This window comes from Paraburkholderia sp. XV (assembly GCF_020177535.1).
Taxonomy (GTDB): domain Bacteria; phylum Pseudomonadota; class Gammaproteobacteria; order Burkholderiales; family Burkholderiaceae; genus Paraburkholderia; species Paraburkholderia caribensis.
The window spans coordinates 91790-108437 of sequence record NZ_JAGUUD010000015.1 but is presented as its reverse complement, the minus strand read 5'-3'; the positions used below and the strand labels follow the sequence as shown (position 1 = coordinate 108437).

Annotated in this window: 11 protein-coding genes and 2 pseudogenes; 7 read left to right on the top strand and 6 right to left on the bottom strand. The window is 63.9% G+C overall.

What is annotated here, in order from left to right; genetic code table 11:
* The 3 genes and pseudogenes from KFO72_RS11160 to KFO72_RS11150 form a co-directional block, all read right to left on the bottom strand.
* Window positions 1-206: pseudogene (locus KFO72_RS11160) on the bottom strand (IS6 family transposase); the annotation flags it as partial.
* 1048 nt (window positions 207-1254) lie between these two features.
* Window positions 1255-1746: a DUF6933 domain-containing protein gene (locus KFO72_RS11155; RefSeq protein ID WP_225032078.1), complete on the bottom strand. Its 492-nt coding sequence runs from the start codon at window positions 1744-1746 to the stop codon at window positions 1255-1257.
* Window positions 1747-1841: 95 nt separating this feature from the next.
* The gene (locus KFO72_RS11150; protein ID WP_225032077.1) at window positions 1842-2309 is read right to left on the bottom strand and encodes an SET domain-containing protein; all 468 of its coding nucleotides are present in this window, start codon (window positions 2307-2309) and stop codon (window positions 1842-1844) included.
* A 301-nt stretch (window positions 2310-2610) separates the two neighbouring features.
* On the opposite strand from KFO72_RS11150, the gene KFO72_RS11145 reads away from it, so the two are divergent.
* Window positions 2611-2889, top strand: a complete 279-nt coding sequence (locus KFO72_RS11145) for an HU family DNA-binding protein (RefSeq protein ID WP_225032076.1) — start codon at window positions 2611-2613, stop codon at window positions 2887-2889.
* Window positions 2890-3007: 118 nt separating this feature from the next.
* Here the strand turns inward: KFO72_RS11145 and KFO72_RS11140 are convergent, their stop codons facing one another.
* Window positions 3008-3277 (bottom strand): DUF1488 family protein, encoded by a 270-nt coding sequence (locus KFO72_RS11140; RefSeq protein ID WP_225032075.1) that lies wholly within the window; start codon window positions 3275-3277, stop codon window positions 3008-3010.
* Between the two features lie 130 nt (window positions 3278-3407).
* Window positions 3408-4682, bottom strand: a complete 1275-nt coding sequence (locus KFO72_RS11135; protein ID WP_225032074.1) for a tyrosine-type recombinase/integrase — start codon at window positions 4680-4682, stop codon at window positions 3408-3410.
* A gap of 181 nt (window positions 4683-4863) precedes the next feature.
* Between KFO72_RS11135 and KFO72_RS11130 the strand changes: the two genes are divergently transcribed.
* From KFO72_RS11130 to KFO72_RS11105, 6 genes and pseudogenes are all read left to right on the top strand, one after another.
* Window positions 4864-5988 carry a DNA-binding protein gene (locus KFO72_RS11130; RefSeq protein WP_225032073.1) on the top strand — a complete coding sequence of 375 codons (1125 nt, stop codon included), beginning with the start codon at window positions 4864-4866 and terminating at the stop codon, window positions 5986-5988.
* A complete protein-coding gene (locus tag KFO72_RS11125; RefSeq protein WP_225032072.1) occupies window positions 5988-6248 on the top strand; it encodes a hypothetical protein in 261 nt (86 codons plus the stop codon). Before KFO72_RS11130 ends, KFO72_RS11125 begins: the two co-directional genes overlap by 1 nt.
* A 23-nt stretch (window positions 6249-6271) precedes the next feature.
* The gene (locus KFO72_RS11120; RefSeq protein ID WP_225032071.1) at window positions 6272-7009 is read left to right on the top strand and encodes a hypothetical protein; all 738 of its coding nucleotides are present in this window, start codon (window positions 6272-6274) and stop codon (window positions 7007-7009) included.
* A 302-nt stretch (window positions 7010-7311) separates the two neighbouring features.
* Window positions 7312-7631 (top strand): annotated as a pseudogene (locus KFO72_RS11115) (integrase core domain-containing protein); the annotation flags it as partial.
* A 339-nt stretch (window positions 7632-7970) separates the two neighbouring features.
* Window positions 7971-8267 carry a hypothetical protein gene (locus KFO72_RS11110; RefSeq protein WP_225032070.1) on the top strand — a complete coding sequence of 99 codons (297 nt, stop codon included), beginning with the start codon at window positions 7971-7973 and terminating at the stop codon, window positions 8265-8267.
* A 303-nt stretch (window positions 8268-8570) separates the two neighbouring features.
* On the top strand, window positions 8571-15911 hold the full coding sequence (locus KFO72_RS11105) for a hypothetical protein (RefSeq protein WP_225032069.1): 7341 nt from the start codon (window positions 8571-8573) through the stop codon (window positions 15909-15911).
* On the opposite strand, the gene KFO72_RS11100 is transcribed toward KFO72_RS11105, so the two are convergent.
* Window positions 15912-16424, bottom strand: a complete 513-nt coding sequence (locus KFO72_RS11100; protein WP_225032068.1) for a hypothetical protein — start codon at window positions 16422-16424, stop codon at window positions 15912-15914.
* Window positions 16425-16648: the final 224 nt, after the last annotated feature.

Below are 16648 nucleotides of genomic sequence, written 5' to 3'. Positions count from 1 at the left end.
GCCGCCTTGACGCGATGTGCGAAGCCCGCGCCGAATTTATCGCACCAGCGGCGGATCGTCTCGTAACTGACGATGACACCGCGCTCGAATAGCAGTTCTTCAATATCACGCAGGCTGAGTTGGAACCGGAAGTACCACCGAACCGCGTGGCTAATAACCGTTGCCGGGAACCGATGGCCGTGATAGAGCGATTTTGTCTTCTTCATCGCGACATCTTACGTGACCACCTCGCCAACGTGACAGAGCCCTGCAGAGCCCTTTGTCGAGCTACGACTTGAGCGGAACCGCTAGCTATGGAAAATGATCGCCTAACAACGCAAGAAGCATATCTTGCGATGTTTGAATTTATTATCGAACTCTACCGACGGACAAGCTCCGATGATCTCGGTTCGCTGTTGGGAGATCTAAGTCTTCTTTCAGATGGGACAACCGCCGATCCTGCAGCTTGGGGGAACTGGCTTAAGTGTGTTGAGAAAGCACGCCGTGGCGGCGTAGACGCAAGTCTTGTAATAACTCCGCCCCCGAACTAAGACGTGGCGATCAAGACGGAATGGCTTTGCTCTGGTGCTACTTGGGCGGCCGTCGAAAGCGAAACGAGGTGTTATGGGACAGAAACCGGGCGATACCGAGCTGGAACTATACCAAAGAGTAGATGAGGTTTTGTACTACGTATGGGACCCTATTGGCGTTGCGCCCAATCCCGCTACACGTGACGAATACCAAAGGTATTTGCCGAAAGTTTTCTCCATGTTGCAAGAGGGCGCGGGCGCTTCTCCCATTGCGGCATACTTGGATAACGTTGCGACTGAGAGGATGGGACTGAACGGAAATCCGGAACATTCCAAGCGAGTTGCAGAATTCTTGCTCGACTGGAAAACCGAGCTTTACCGGATACGATAGTGACACGCTTGAACTGAGAGGCGCCGCGGGGCAAGGTCTGCGCCTGACTATTACGCAAACGGTACCCAAGTCCCTGGGCGCGGTAAGCATTGCCCTCTGGTGTCCCTTGCTGGAGTGTCCTTCCCCCGCCGCAGCGTCATTATATCGGCGTCGTAGAACAAGCCAAACGGCCAGAATTCCCTGTGCCGAACGAAAAATCTGTTGTCGCGGACCGTCCGTTGTCGAGAGGACTGACCGTCCGCTCCGGGTCCGGCTACAGCCGACCGCATCGGGCAGCGGTCGGCCAAGCCGGGGTTGAGCTTCCGGGCCGCTTGAACCGGATTACGCCGCGATAGCTCGCGATCAAGCGACCGTTCACTCAACGCTCATCAGCTCTTTCAATGCTCTGTCCGGGAACACCGGTCCCTTGTAAAGCGGGCCACATGGTGTGTGCGCCAGTTTTAGCGACAGTGCAGTGAAATCGTTCATCTTGTCGTGGGCACGATAGCCTTCGGCGAGATATGCGAACTGCGTCATGATGCCGACCACGCTGCGATTTTGCGTCCTGGCGTACTTGACGACCTGCATCTGGAACATTTCCGACTCGATGAATGAATGCGGTACCCCGTGGACGGCCAGTACCTCTGCCAGAGTATCAGGGAACCTGGTTGAAAGGCTGGTCGCCGGAGCCAAAGGCATCAGCACCGGCAGTAGCGTTCGCTCATTCACAAGCATTGCAATCTGCTGCCGCTTCCAATGCAAAACAGTTGCGTACCAACTGCCAAGCTTCGTGGTACTGCTTCCGACTTCGACCACTTCGGGTTTCAGACGATTGAGCAGCTTCTGCGTACAGTGGAGATACAGCATGGAGTCTTCCGGGAATCGTGTACATACGGCATGGGAGGAAGGCGAACTGCTGAGCGACCGCTCAGGCCGACGTGATCGTCGCTGTGGGGTCGTAATCAGGCATCCGAAAAGTCGCATTCGGAATCCGCTGTGGCCGCGAGCATCGACCGACGGCAGCCTGGCGCACCGCAACGACATGCATAGTGGGCGCGGATCTCGTCGGTGATCTCGGCATCGACGCTCAGTCCGTAGTCGATGAACAGTTCATCGCCCGGTTGGATGTCGACGAGCGCATGGATGAAGACGCGCTCATCCGTCTCGATGGCCTCGCAGTTCGGGGCGCATGCGTGGTTGATGAAGCGTGCGCTGTTGCCGCCACGGCTGCCGTCGATCACCCGCCCATCCGACAGACCGAAGACAAACGTGTGTCCGTCGTCGGCTCGCTGACGGGCCGCCGCGCGTCGCCAGCTGGTCACCTCGCCCGTGTACTCGATGAGCCGTTCGCCTGCCGAGACAGGCAGCAGGGCAAACACGCCCCTGCCATGTACCGGTGAGCGTCGTGCGGTGATGCGTCGTCGTTGCATTGAATCGTTTCCGTCTGTCGCCGCGTGCAATCAGGCGATTGCGCGAGTTGCGAAGCTTAGCGCTGCAGGCGGACGCTTTCAACCCGCGTCATTAAACTGAACGCAACTAACCGGCTGGCGCCGACAGATCACGCACCAGCTTCGCCAGCAACCCTGTCTTCGGGCGGTGCCGTCAGCCGGAAGGTACGAGGCAAAGGCATGAATGACGCAAAGATGGCAGGTCGCTTTGCTCCCGTCTGTCCGATAGGGTGATCGCTCGGCCCGCAATGCGCGGGAGTCTATACAGAGGGAAAGTCTTCAAATGAACAAACAGGAGCTCATCGACGCCATTGCCGCCAGTACCGGCGACAGCAAATCCAGTACGGGCGAAGCGATTGATGCCATCCTCGAGACGGTAACGGCTGCCGTCACGCGGGGCGAGACGGTCCAGCTGGTGGGCTTCGGCTCGTTTTCCACGGGCGCGCGTGCCGAGCGTGTGGGCCGTAATCCGTCTACGGGCGAAACCATCACGATCCCCGCCGCCAGAACCGTCAAGTTCAGCGCGGGCAAGGCGTTCAAGGACGCGGTCAAAGCCGCGTAGGTAGTCGTCGCCCAACCAGCAACAGGGTTGGGCCGCGGTGCGCGTGCGCCGTCAAAGCGACGGGAGCCGGGAACGGCGAAAGGCGGCGGGGTGTGCCGTTCGCACGCGCACGGCTGCGTTACGGATGGACGAAGTCCTCTAGGGTAAGTTCAATCCTCGTCGCTGGACGCGCCAGCAACCTTCGTTCGGCGATGGCGCGGATGCGGCGATAGCCATCACTGAACCGTTTCAGGACTCGCGCATCGTCCGCGCCCGGCTCCAGCCAGAAGCAGGCTTCGAGCGCGGCGAGGGTGATCACGCACTCGACGGGGGTGCCCCGGTGCACAACAGAAAAGGCCACGCCGCGACGGTTCGCGAGGACCTGTGGTTCGGATTCGATGGCTTCCATGTTCTGACGTTGCTGCGTTCTGACAGTCTTCCGGGAGGTGCCGGGACGGGCTGATACAGGGTTGACCCCCGGTTGCCATGCCGCAGCGGTGGCCTCGCTGCGGCCGGGCGACGGCCCGCCAGCCTTCACTTTACCAGTCGATGCGATGCTTTTCGTCGGTGTCCCGATGCCGGCGATCGTCGTCGACGTGCAGGTAGATACTGGTCGTCGTCAGCGACGCATGCCCGAAGTTGTCGCGGACGTGTCGCAGATCGACCTGCCGGTCGGCCATGTGCGAGCCCGCGCTGTGCCGCAGCCAGTGGGCCGAGGCCTGCTCGAGCAGCCCGGCGCGCGCGGCGTGCTCGCCACCGCGATCGCGCAGCCGTTGCGCGGCCTGCGCGAACACCGACTTGACGATCGTATGCAGGGCGGCCCGGGTCAGGGGGCGTGACGGGTCAGCGGCATTTACGCCCGCCGGACGTTGCGCCGTGCCGCCTGCCGTCTTTCCCGCAGTTTTTCCTGCGGTCTTCCCGATCGGCAGCACGAGCGGCGTGTCCTCATGTGGCAAGGGCAGGGCCGTCATCCCCAGCGACTGCCGGTAGCGCGACAGCTCCGTCATCAGTTCGCGCGTGGCTGGCACCAGCCGTTCCCTGTCCCCCTTGCCGTGCACCGCCAGCCACCAGCGCATCGTGCCGTCGGCGTCGCGCCGCACGAAGAATTGCCCCATCGTGTTGCCACCGACCTCGGCGATGCGCAGACCACCCAGATAGAGCAGTGTAAAGAGCCAGCGCACGCGGTGGTAATGCGCGCGCTCGCGCGCCGTGCCGCGGGGCATCGCTTCGATACTGTCCTTCACTTCCTGCCACAGGCCAGGCTCGAGATAACGGGTGATGCGCGGTGCGACCCTGCGGGTGCGCTGGCGCGAGAGCGCGAGCGGGTTGCCGGCCAGATAGCCGGCCTGCACCAGCCACGAGAACAGCACGTTGAGGATTACGGTTGCCTGGCGGATGCTCGCCGGGGAGAGCGGCCCATGAAAGGGCCGCCAGCGCGCGTCGCCGCGCGGATGCTTGCGCCCGCCGCCGGCGCCCGCGTTGGCCACCCATGTAGCGGCGGGCTGTGGATCGGCGAGGAAGCGCTGGTAGCGCAGGCAGTCTTCGTGGGTCAGTGACGAGAGCGGCTTGCGCAGTTGCACAAGCGACCAGAGCAGCAGGCGTTCGGCTTCCTTGCGGTAGCTGTCGAAGGTGGTCGGTTTGTCGGCGAAGCGTGCGAGCCAGGCGCGGATCGCATCGAGATCGTTCGCCGCGGCGATCTGGGCAACACCGCCCGTGGCGCGGTTCGCGCCCGTGCGGCCGTCGAGTGCGGCGGGAATCGCCAGCGTTTCCAGCGGGGCGGGCTGCAACGCGACAGGATGGTCCGGCGACGACATGGGCGATAGGTGAGCTTGGTCGGGAAAGGGGCCGCACCGCACACTTATCGCGTGGCGCTTTTGCAGCTTGACTTAGTTATTTCGACATTATGGGCGTAATGTCAAATTACAATCCAAAGTACGTTGGTTTTTGTGCGTATTACGTTGTATTATCAACGCTCCAAATCACCTTTTCTGGCCCATGTCCGACGCTGCTCCCGACCTCCCGTCCGACGAAGCCCGCCTGGCGGCCGAGATCGACCGCCTGAAGGTCGCGTTCCCGAAGACGCGCGAGCTCTATCGCGAGGTCTGCGCACTGCTGTTCTTCCGCTTCGGCCAGCCGCCCACCGCGAACCGCCTGTATCAGCTGGTGAAGCGCGGCAGCATGGGCACGCCCGCGGCGGTGCTGGGCGAGTTCTGGGCCGAACTGCGCGAGAAGAGCCGCGTGCGCATCGAACACCCGGACCTGCCCGCCGATCTCGGTGCCGCCGCCGGCGAGCTGGTCGCCACGCTGTGGACGCGCGCGACGGCCTCGGCGCAGGCGGAACTGGAAGCGCTGCGTGCAGAGGTGGAAGAAGCGCGCGCGGCAGCGGAACAGCGCGTCGCCGCGGCGCGCGACGAACTGGGCCGCACCGAGACGGCGCTCGAGCAGCGCACCGCCGCGCTGCTGGCCGCCCAGGTCGAGGTCCGCGAGCTGGAGAAGGCGCAGGCCGAGGGGCAGGCGGCGCGCCAGGCGCTGGAAGCGGAGGTCAAGCGCCTGAAAGCCGAAGCGGCGGCGCGCGATCGGGAGCTGGAGAAGGTGAGAGAGGGGTTTTCGCGGGATCTGGACAAGCTGCGCGAGACGGCGGAGCGGGCCGACGAGCGCCTGCGGTCCACGGAAAAACGCGCGCTGCTCGAGATCGACCGGGAACGCAGCGCGGCCGCGAAACTGCAGAAGGAAATCGACGAGGCCACGAAGCGGGCCGACCGGCGCGACGCCGAGCATCAGCGTGCGGTCGAGGCGCTGCAGGCGCAGCTCGGCAATGCACGGCATCAGGCGGGCGTGCTGCAGGGGCGGCTCGACGCCGTGCAGGCCGCGAACGTGACGCTGCAGCAACAGCTGGCGGCCCTGCGGCAGGCGGACCTTCAGGCGGAGCGTCGGGCCGGGGCGCGCGAGGCGGCGTCCCGCGAGGTGCAGCCGGCCCGTGCGAAAGCCGGCCCGGCACGGTCCACGGCGGCGCGCCCGCCAGCGAGCCGTTCGGCCCGCAAGTCAGCGGCCGCGCCGGTGACAGCAGGCGCGACGGCGGGCAAGACCGCCGCGCGGCGGAAGAAGCGGGGCCAGGCGTGATGGAACCCAAACCGCGCGAGAACAAAGGCCGCAAGGTACGCACCGGGCGGGTTGGATGGGTCGGGCAAATTGGGCGTCAGGCGGCGCCGGCCTGCCCGCCGATTGGCGCGCTGATGCGCTATGGCGCGCGGACCGTGCGAGTGATCGCCGAGGCGAGCGGCCAGCGTGTGATCATCGAGTCCGTCAATGAGGACGGTCGCGCCTTCCGCAGTGCGGTGAAATGGCTTAGCCTGAGCGCTCTGGACGATCAACTCTTCTGAGCGCAATGACGATGCAGCCGACCATGCAGCAGCTCGATATCTGTGCCGACAGCCGTGACGTGATGTTGCGCAATGCCGTACTTGATCAGTTGCAGCGGCGCGACGGGGATGGCGCGCGAACGGCCCTGGATCAGCTGGCCGCCGAATTTCCGGACGACGACACGCTGTGTGCGATGCGCGTGCTGGTGCGGGAACTGGAGCACGCATCGGCGACGCCCTTTGCGGATCATGCGTCACTGGCCATTGCCCGCCGTCACCTCGTGGAGGAAGTGGTACCCGCTGCGCGGCGGGTGCTGTCGGCGCAGACCGGCCGTGCATGGCTGGAGGAGTGCTGGTCGTCGCTGGCGCAGCGGGCCGCAGCCCTGCCGTTTCGCGGCGCCGATCATCATGTCGACAGTCATGCTGAGACTCAAGCTGAAATGCACGCGGCACCGTTGTGGCTGCGCGCGGGCGAGTGGGCGGCGGCGCGTGAAGCGGTCGACGGCATCGAGTCATGGTGGCGCATCCCGGCCCCGCTCGCATGGATGACGGAGGCGCGCTACCGGATGGACGGACTGGATGCCGCATGGCCGTTGCTCGCCGAGCTGGCCTGGCTGGCACCTCGCCGGTTCGCCACAGTGCTGTCCGTGTTGCGCGACGCGTCGCTTGACGCGCTACGGCGGCGCTTCGATGCGGAGTTTCCCGGCAGCGGCGAAGTCGACGATTACGCGTGGGTCCCGGCTGCTGGTGATCAAGCCGGCGCTCGCGGACCGACTGCGTGAGGCGCGCGTGCAGCGCGACCAGGCGGTGTCGCGCGCGTGTGCCCTGCTGGGCGAAATCCTAGCGCCGGGAGCACGAAGGCAACCAGCAAGAACTGGTCAACTTGCGTCAGGAACTCAGCCGGCTGCATGAAGGCCTGTTTGACGCCTATATAGCGACACGGAAAGTGCGGCACCGGTGATCGGCAACGACTCCCCTCATGACATTCACCCGGTATAACGGCCAGCAAGGGATCAGTTCCATGTCCGGACTGCTCGGTGCGGCGCCTGCCTGCTGGCGGCGGACGAGTGTTGTTCAGATGCCGGATGCATGGGCTTACGAGGGCCGGCGTTACGCTGTCGTTCATCCGGCCAGACAAGCCCGTCGAGAACGCGTACATCGAGAGCTTCAACGGACGCTTCCGTGACGAATGCCTGAATGAGCACTGGTCACGCCAGACGCCTGATTGAAGAATGGAGAAACGAGTACAACACCGAACGGCCTCACTGCTCACTCGGATATCTGACGCCCACGCAGTTCGCCCAGGCACATGAAGCGAAGCAGTTTCTAGCTGGTTTGTGGGCACGGAAACGTACCGTCGCGCTAGCCAAAAACATGCTTGAAGATACTGTCAGTGCTAAATAGGAGAACACTTTTCGAACACCAGACTGTTTGGTCTTTTGAATGTGCGCTGCCCCACATATTCAGTTCGAAAAAACACGTTACATAGTCACAACCGGTGTGAGCGGCCAATGGGTTCACCTTCTCTTTTTTAAAGAGACACCGAGGCAAGCGTATCGAACCGGTAAGAAGGAAAAATCCGAGGAGGGCACCCTCGTTTTACGCTCAAGGGTTCGGGCTTCGGTGAGCACGTCCGAAACAACTGCGTTGTTATTGGTGGCATGGTCGCCTGTGCAAGGCAACAACCCGATTCGATATCTACTGATTGACCGTTTGGATCGGTTTCGTGAGGAGACAGCCATCATGAGTTTCGTCTATTTTTCTTTGTTCAACGATATGGGCAGCGCCACGCAGCTCACCGTCTCGGACGACGCCACGCCGAATCAGAAGCGCGTTATCAAAAGCCCTGATCATCCGGACTTCGACAGTTTCCCGCTGGGAGTCGACGACACCAGCGCGGCGCTGGCGGCGACCGCGCTCGAAGGAGGGGGATCGCAGGCCAATGTGGAATGGACCGCAAGCGCGGGCCATGTGCAGCCCATGACGACCGTGGAAAACGGTAAGACATACAGAGTCTCGAACGGCGACGAATACAACTGAGCTGTGTCTGCAGCACGGGCGGGTCAAAAAAGATCTTAATCGAACGAGCGCCATCGACTATGTTCGTTTTGATCTTTATATCAGGAATCAGAAGTACTTTTTACTTTTGCCTTGAATCTCGTCGTACCGAAAGCCACTTCCGCTTCTTGTTCTTTTCATGCCGGTCCCGCCGCTGGCCCGACCGGTGCACGTGCCACGGCCGGCGCGGGATCGTCTTGCTTCGTATATCGAACCATTCCTGACCGACCGCGCATTCGCCGTGTCGGCAGGTGCGGCGTCAACTTTGAATCGCCGGAGGTTCCCGTGGCGGATACGGAAGCAATCGACAGGCCGAATCACTTCGATGCGGAACCCGGCGCGGACCCGCGCACCTTCAGGATTGCATTCATCGCCGTGAGAAGCGGGCCGGGCGCGGCCGTGTCGGGATCGGCGAGCGCGTACGAAGGAATCGTGGTCGGCGAATGCGTGATGCCGGACGCCTCGACGCAGTGGCGCTACCGGGTATTCAATCTGGCGGTGCTCGAACGCCTGATCGTGCAGCGGCGCATCGGCGAATCCCTGCCGCATCCACTCGACGATTTCGACAAATTCGACGCCTGGTTCAAACCGACTTGCTACGATCAGACCGGTCCCGGCGCGCAACCGCTCCTGAACGAGGACGAGCAGGAAGACGTCCGCTCCCCCAGCGATCTTCAGGACAAGCTGCGCGCGCTGCTGACAGAGGAGGTCAAGGTGCCGGGCGGCGAGGACGGCAAGCCGGTCTCGCGCATGAACTTCGCGGTTCCGCTTCGCGACATCGTCCGGATGTCCTTTTACGATGAGCGCAATCAGCCGGATGCGCCGCAGCCGACGCGGCAGACATCGACGGACGATCCTGTGCAGCGAGGGCAGACACTCAGCGGCGGCCCGTTGCTGGCGCTCGACACTTGCCGCTTCGTCGATCCGAAAGCGATCGGCCCGGGCGACGCGCCCGGGCCGCCGCAGAGCGTCGCGGCGGACACGCCTTTCGGCTCGCGCGTGATCATCTTCACAGATCCCATGCAGACGGCCGCGCAGGGAAGTATGTTCGCACTCGCCGTTCAGGCTCAGGTGCGTCTGCCGCTGAACGGCCACTTCACGCATGACAAGGAACCCCGCGCGATGCTTCGGCTCTACGCCGTCAAATCGACGCCGGCGAGCCGCCTGTTTCGCCCCGACCCGAACGCCGCCACCGCGAATGGCGGGGCGGCGAACAAGCCGCACCGGACAGCGAGCGTCGGGCCGTGGTTCGACAGCATGCGCATCGGTTTCACGACGCAGGTCTACAAGAAGGATTCGCCGGCATCGTCGCGCAAATGGTCGCCGACGATCCACGGCGGCTGGCTCGGCCAGTTGTCCGAGGAAGGCGCGCGCGCACGGCATCCAGCGAATCCGGGCGGAGCGGGTTCCGAAGTTCCCGTAGTAATGGATGTGCCGTTGCTGGACGAACTTCATTACGGGCTTTCGTCGGACGGGTCCGCGGTCCGCGAACTCGGTCTTCGCTTCGTGCGGCGCGTGCGCGCGGGACGCGGGTCGAACAGTCTCGCGCTGCGCTTCGAGGCCGGATATGGCATAACAAAGGGCTTCAGGCCAACGTTCGTGCCGGTCGACGCCGCATGGCCCCCCAATCCGTATCTGCATTTCGCGCAGGAGCAGCCCGTCGCGTCGATCAACTGGTCTTTGATGCCCGCCGCTACGGTCCGCTGGGTGCTGACGGCGCGGCCATCTTCGTCTCAGCAGAAAGCGATCACGCCGGCTGTGTTCGGCGTGCTCGCGAAACGGATTGCATCGCTCGATACCAGCTTGCGGCAAGTGCGCGACGCCGCGCCGATCTCCATGCTGCCGATGCTCTCGAATCCAGACGACAAAGCGCCGCTGATCTGGCATTTCGTCGGCAATCTGATCGACCTACAGCCGTTCGATCGCAAGATCGAAGCGGGCACCATCAGCGCTCGCTTCGACGTGCTGGAGCCACGCTTCATCGCGGATATGTGGCAGGGCGATGCAGCCGAACCCACTGTCGACGGCACGTCTTCGGGCGACAGCGCGGTCTTGGAGCTTGCTGCCCGCGCGAGTTTCCCCCGCCTGATTCTCACCAGCCAGAAGACGATGACCTTCCAGGCGCGTATCGGCGCGCCGCTTTACGCGGACGCGGTGACGCAACAGAGTGCGCAATGCACGGACTGGCCATGCTATCAGCCCGCTTCCAGCGAACTCGATGCCGACGATGTCGCGCAAGGCATGCTGCTCGGCATTCGCCTCGTGCCGGAGGCGAAGGATATTGCGTGGGTGCGGATCGGCGCACTGGAGATCGGTTTCGCATCGCTTGCCGCCGCGAAGGCGGCCGGAATGCTCAATCCCACGACGCTCGCTGATCAAGCCGGCGTGCTGCGTTATCTCAACCTCGCCGGGCCGCCGGACGTCATCGATTCCGGGATCGACGCGCAACTCAAGTTGCCGGTGAGTCAGGTCCGACCCGCCGGTCAGGACGATCTGCCGGACGACGCGCGCATCACCACGGACGACCGTCTGCGTGACGCCTTGCCCGACCGCGGCGCGGATGCCGACACGCCCTTGCTGATTCCGCTCGGCGGCGCGACGCCGGAGGATCGCGCGCGCTGGACGCTGTATGCGGTCGAGACGGTGACGCGGCATCGCAATCAGACGCTTCAGCTATCGCTCAAGACCATTGGGACTCGCGCCGCCGACGGGAAGCCAGCGCCCGCCAAGGTCGCGCAGGAGGCCGTTGCGACGCCCCCTGCCGATGCCGCGAAGAATGCCGCACCTCCCGCCAACGGCGCGCCCGGAACGAACGCACCCGGAAACGGCAAGACCAAGGAATCCACGCTAATCGACGCGCTGCTCGTGATCGACCGTGCGCCGTTTCGCGTGGCGCTGGTACGAGCGCCATCGCTCTCCGCCGCGCAGACGAGCGAAGCCGACGAGGTCGCGGTATGGAACGCCGCCGGCGAGAACGGGCTGTCCTGGCGCGTGGTCAACGACGCCGACACGATCAGCCTGCTGCTACCGCCGCAGGTGATGGGCGAAGCGATGGAGAAGAATCGGAGCGCCGACGGCAGCGTTCCGCCCGACATCCGAGAAGGGCTGTCGGCTGCCGCGCGGTTCGGCTCCCCGACGCGGCTCGATCTCGATCCGTCTTACTTCGATACGCGCTACGCCGAACCCGGCTGGAATCTGCGCCGGCTGATGGGCTATGCGGGGCAGCGCGCGCCGGGCGTCGGTCTTCGCGATCTGCGCATGGAAGTGATGTACGGGATCGTTACGCGGATCAGGCCGTCCGCGCCGGGATTGCGGCTCGCCGAAATCGGCGCGGTGATCGGTGCGCCGGCGGCCGGCGTCGCCAACAGCCATCCGAAAACGCGGCCCTATGTCAAGGCGTTCAACCGGCTGCTGCAAGCCGAGCGACGTCGTCTGGCCGTCGATCGTCTGTGGAAGGGCGAAGCGATGGACGATCTCGCCATCGACCAGGATGTGGCGTTCCGGCTGCGCACCAGGAAGGGCGAGAACGGGCCGGGTACGCCGTTCCGCTGGCCGATTCCGGGCAGCCTTCCGGCGGACCTCGATCCCCGACTCGCGGAAACGTTCAGCACGTCGACGGACGACAACGAAAGTTTTCCGGGCGGCGTGCCGTGGGCGTTCGAAAGCGCCAACATTCTGCGCAGCGTCTACGCGCGGGTCGATGCCGGCGGCGGCCGCCTGCAGGGGATCCATCTGTCGGCGCTCGGCGGCTGGGCGCATCAGCGCGGCCTGTGGGACCAGAAGAAGTCGGCCATCGAAACGGATACCGCGATGGGCCGAGTGCATCGCTATGCGCTCGAACGCATCGGGCGGATCGGCGCGCTGTGGAATCGGGCCAAGCACGTGATCGTCTACGAACGGTCGGTGGTGCCATCGGCACAGTTTTATAACATCCGGCCGATCGGCCTCAAACAGGATCAATTGCGCGGGCGTCCCACGCCGCGAAAGGTGGAGGAGTATGTCGAGTTGCTCGAACCGCTGCGCCGCTATCCGGAAAAAGGCAATGCGCTGGAGGCGGCCGGATGCCTGACGGGCGCGGAGTTCGTCAGCCGCAGGATCCGGGTCGACAGTAGCTGGGGCGGCGATGTGCGCAACGAAGGCTGGCAGGTTCCGCTGTGGAACAAGGCGTTCGAGCAATTGACGCCGTCCGGCAACGGCGGCGCGCCGCCGCCGTCCAATCCCGACGATCCGAGCTTCATCTATCCAAAGCCACAGATTCGCCTGATCGTCATGGGCGAGGGCAATGAGGAAAAGGCGCTGGAAATCGCCGAGCCGGAAAAGCTGGTGTTCTATACGTCGGTCTTGCCGGGAGAAACCGGCGACGACACGGACGCGTGGCATGCCGTGCGCGAGGTGGATTTCATCGATCTGCCAGTGCCGTGCAGCGCCAAGTGCGAGTGCGCATCCGGCGATCTGATCGATGCGATGCTGCCTGCCGAACGCGAACACGTGCCGGGCTTCGAGAAGCTCACGATCGGCCTCACGCCTTCGAAGGAAGCCGTGTCCATCACGCATGGCCGTCAGGACAAGGGGCCGGTCGCGCTGCTGCGCAACGTGACGATAGGCCGTTCGGTGCCGAGCCGTTCCGCATCCCAGCCGTCCCAGGGCGCGCCGCAGCTTGGCGTGGGCATGGCGCAATTCACGGTGAATGCGCAAGCGCAGTTCGATCGCGTGACCGGGGCGGTGCAGGCCGCGCTCGGCGCTTTGCCCGCGCTCGGCGATCAGCAGATCGACGACTGGAAAACCGCCGCGAAAGCGAAAGTCGATAGCGCGCTGAACGACATCTTCCAGTCGCCCAGCCTGAAGCAGACGTGGGACCAGGTGAAGGCCTTGCCGAAGGGCGTCATCGGTTCGGGCAAGGATCCCTGCGCGGAGATCAAAAACCGGCTGCGCGCGCAATTCGACATGCAGATGGCTCGCGGCTGCCAGATGGTCGATGACGCCGTCAAACAGTTCGGGAAGACCGCCACCGATCCTATGCAGGCCGCCCTCGATGCACTGACGCGCGCGCTTCCGGCCGACAAGCTGTCGGAATCCGCGCAGTCGGAGCTTCAGCGCGGCGTGCTCGGCGTGCGGGGCGGCATTGCGCAGGCGCGCGACGCCGCGCTGCTTGTGCTCGGCCAGATTTCGGCGGATCTGCGCGGCGTGAACAAGGAGGCCGGGAAGCTGTCGCAGGACGCGGGCGATGCGCTTCACGGTGTTGTCGATCAGGTCGGCAATGCCGTGAACGCATTCGTGTTGTTCATCGATGCAGACCTGAAGATCGTCAAACAACAGGCGGATATCGCCAACGCCGCGCTTCGCGAAGCGCTTCGCGCGGTGAGCAATCAGGCCGCGCAGCAGAGCAGCGCGCCTGCGGCAGCGAAGCGGCTGTACGTGGTAGTCGAACATTGGCTGTCCGACTTCGCCGCGCTGCTCGCGGAAGTCGAAGCGGCAACCGCAGCCATTTCGCCTGATCTGAAAACGCGGCTGCAAGATTTCCAGGCCAGCTTGCTCGCGTTTTCCAATGCCTTGACCAATCGGCTTGAGCTGACGACCGAATCCGCTTTGAACGTACTGAACGGCATCGAGAAACCGTTCGTGGATCTCAGTAACGATGCAGCGTCCGCAGTTGAAGCGGCGTGCGAGGCGCTGAACAATCTGCTCAATACGCTCGACGCCGACGCCAAAGGCATCGTCGATACGTCGGCGGCAGCGGTGGCCGCGGCGGTCAAGAAGGCGAGCGACGATGTAAAGGATGCGCTTGCGACGCTGAACGGCGAGCTGAACAAGCTGGCGCTCGCGGTCCGTATGATCGAAGATCGCTTCGAGAAAGCCATCGATCCGGCCATCGACCAATTGATCGCGTCGATCACCGCGGACTGCAAGGCGATCGAAGGCAAGATGATGGAACTGCTGAACGGTGCGCAGGCCGCCTTCAATCAGATTGCGAGCCTTGAGCAGTATCAGGCACAACTGAAGGATCGGATCAAGAGCGCCATCGACAAGGTATCGGCGCAAGGCGCAGATGTGCTCGCGAATCTCCAGAAGCAGGCGAGCGCCGATGTCGCGGCGATTTCGCAAGAGGTCGACAGCCGCGTGCGCCGTTTCGCCGGCGCGGTTCAGGACAGCATTCGCGACGCCATCGGCACCGATCCGCAAACCGCCGCCGAAGACGTGCAGCGCGTCTTCCAGCGGGGCGCGGATACCCTGCGGCTGTTTCGCGCGCTCGGCGATCCGCCGAAAGCGGACCGGCTGGGCTTCAATCGGCCGGAGGTCGCGTATGTGTTTCAGGAGGCGAGCAAAATCGTCGACATGACGCCGGCCCTGGGGCTGGTGAATCGCGTTGCGGACACCGCCGCGGCTTTGGGTGCGGCTGCGTCCTCCGCCGATGCGCTGCTCTCGAGTTTCGGCATTCGCCTGCCTGCATCGGCAATAGGCGATCAGCTCGTGCCCGATGCACTTAAGAGTCTCGACGTATCGAAACTGTTTCCGGACTTTTCCGGCATCAGGCTCGACGGTCTGTTCAAGAATCTGCCCTTTCCCGATCTGTCGGACAGCGATGCGGTCAAGGTTCGTCACGGCTTCGACAGCGTGGAACTGGCCGCCTGGCTCGAAGCTGATGTCGATGTGCCATTCTCCGATCCCGCGCCGCTGCTCGACTTCGGCCCCGTGCAGATCATGATCGACGATGCGCGCTTCACGGCGTCCGCGCGTCTGTCCGAAGGGCGCGCGGGCACGCAAAAGAGCATGCACGGCAAGTTGTTCGGCGACTGGCGTCTGGTCTGCGGCGGTCAGACGCTGGTCACCTTCAACCAGACCGGGCTGCTTTTCGATCAGAGCGGCAAGATCGATTTCAACATCCAGCCGGACCGCGTCGAACTGGCCGATACGCTTCAGTTTCTCACCACGCTGATCGAGAAGACCGGCGAGGGCGGGGACTTCGAGATCGTGCCGTATATGGTCGGCGGCATGCCGGCAGGCGTGGCGGCGCGCCTCGACATGGTGCTGCCGCCGTTGCAGACAGGCGTGTTCGGCATCTCGGACCTGTCCTTGCATGTGCTGTTCGGCGTGTCCGCGCTGCCGGAGTTCGAGATCGTCACCGAACTGGGCGTGGGCGCGAAGCTCGCGCCGTTCACGCTCAACGTGTGGATTCTCAACGGCGGCGGCTTCCTGACCTCGCGGCTGTCTTTCCTTCCGATGGCGCGTCCCTCGCCGGTGCTGGCGTTCACCTTCGAAGTCGGCATCGTGGCGGGCGTGGGCCTGGGCTTCAGCTTCGGCGTCATTTCGGGCGGCGTGTGGGTGCAGGTCGGCTGCTCGATCGCACTGACGTGGACCACCGGCCCCGGCGGCTCGACCACGGCGGTGTCGGTGTTCCTGCTGGTGCGCGGCTGTGTCGACGTGCTAGGCATGATCACGGTGGGCATCAATCTGCTGTTGCAGGTCACGTATGACGGCGACCGCATGATCGCGTCGGGCGTGTTGACCATCAAGGTGAAGATCAGCATGTTCTATACGGTCTCGGCCTCCGAGCACGTCGAATACACGTTCCTTGGCGAGAAGAAGCAGGAGCATCAGAAAGAAGCGTACGCCCAATCTTACGCATGACTACGCATTATGGCCACGGCGCGAACCATTCAGATAAATGTGCAGATCGACAATCTGCCCGATATCGTTACGCGGCAGGACGGACAGCCGCAGAACCGGCGCAGGTTCGTCGGCGTGCGCGTGAGCGCGTCGATCAGGCGCGAAGGCGCGGATCGCGCCCGGCCGGGCGATGTGGAGTCGCTGCTGCCGTGGCGCTGGCTGAAGGCAGGCCGCGCCGACCCTTGGAATCCTGGCGACCAGGCCGCGTGGAAAGCCTGGACGATCGCGGATCCGACAACCCTCGGGAACAGCGTCACGCCGACGCCGTGGCGCGACATTGGCTGGATCGACAAGGTGCCCGATGCGTTCGCGAAGCAGCGCGATAAAACGGTCCTCGCGCTGAAAGCGCCGCCGGACGGCAAGCCGTTCGATCCCCGCAGCCTCGAAACCCCTGCCGATGCGGTCTCTGTGCCTACGCTGTTCGGCTATGTGGAAAGCTTCACCATGCTGCCTGCGCCGCTCGCGGAGGCGCATTCCGTGTGGACCTGCCTCGAACTGGGTGCTGAGTGCGGCGATCTCGATGTCATCGTCGTACCGGTTTTCGATCTGAAGGGGCTTGCGCCCGGCGATCCTTCAATTTCGTATCAGGTGAGCGCAAACAATCCTCAGGCTGCCGCCGACGACTGGACCGTCCAGTACGATCCCGTCAATGCGCCCGCCCTTGCTGCGAACGCCTGTGTGCGTCGCGTCAGGCAGGC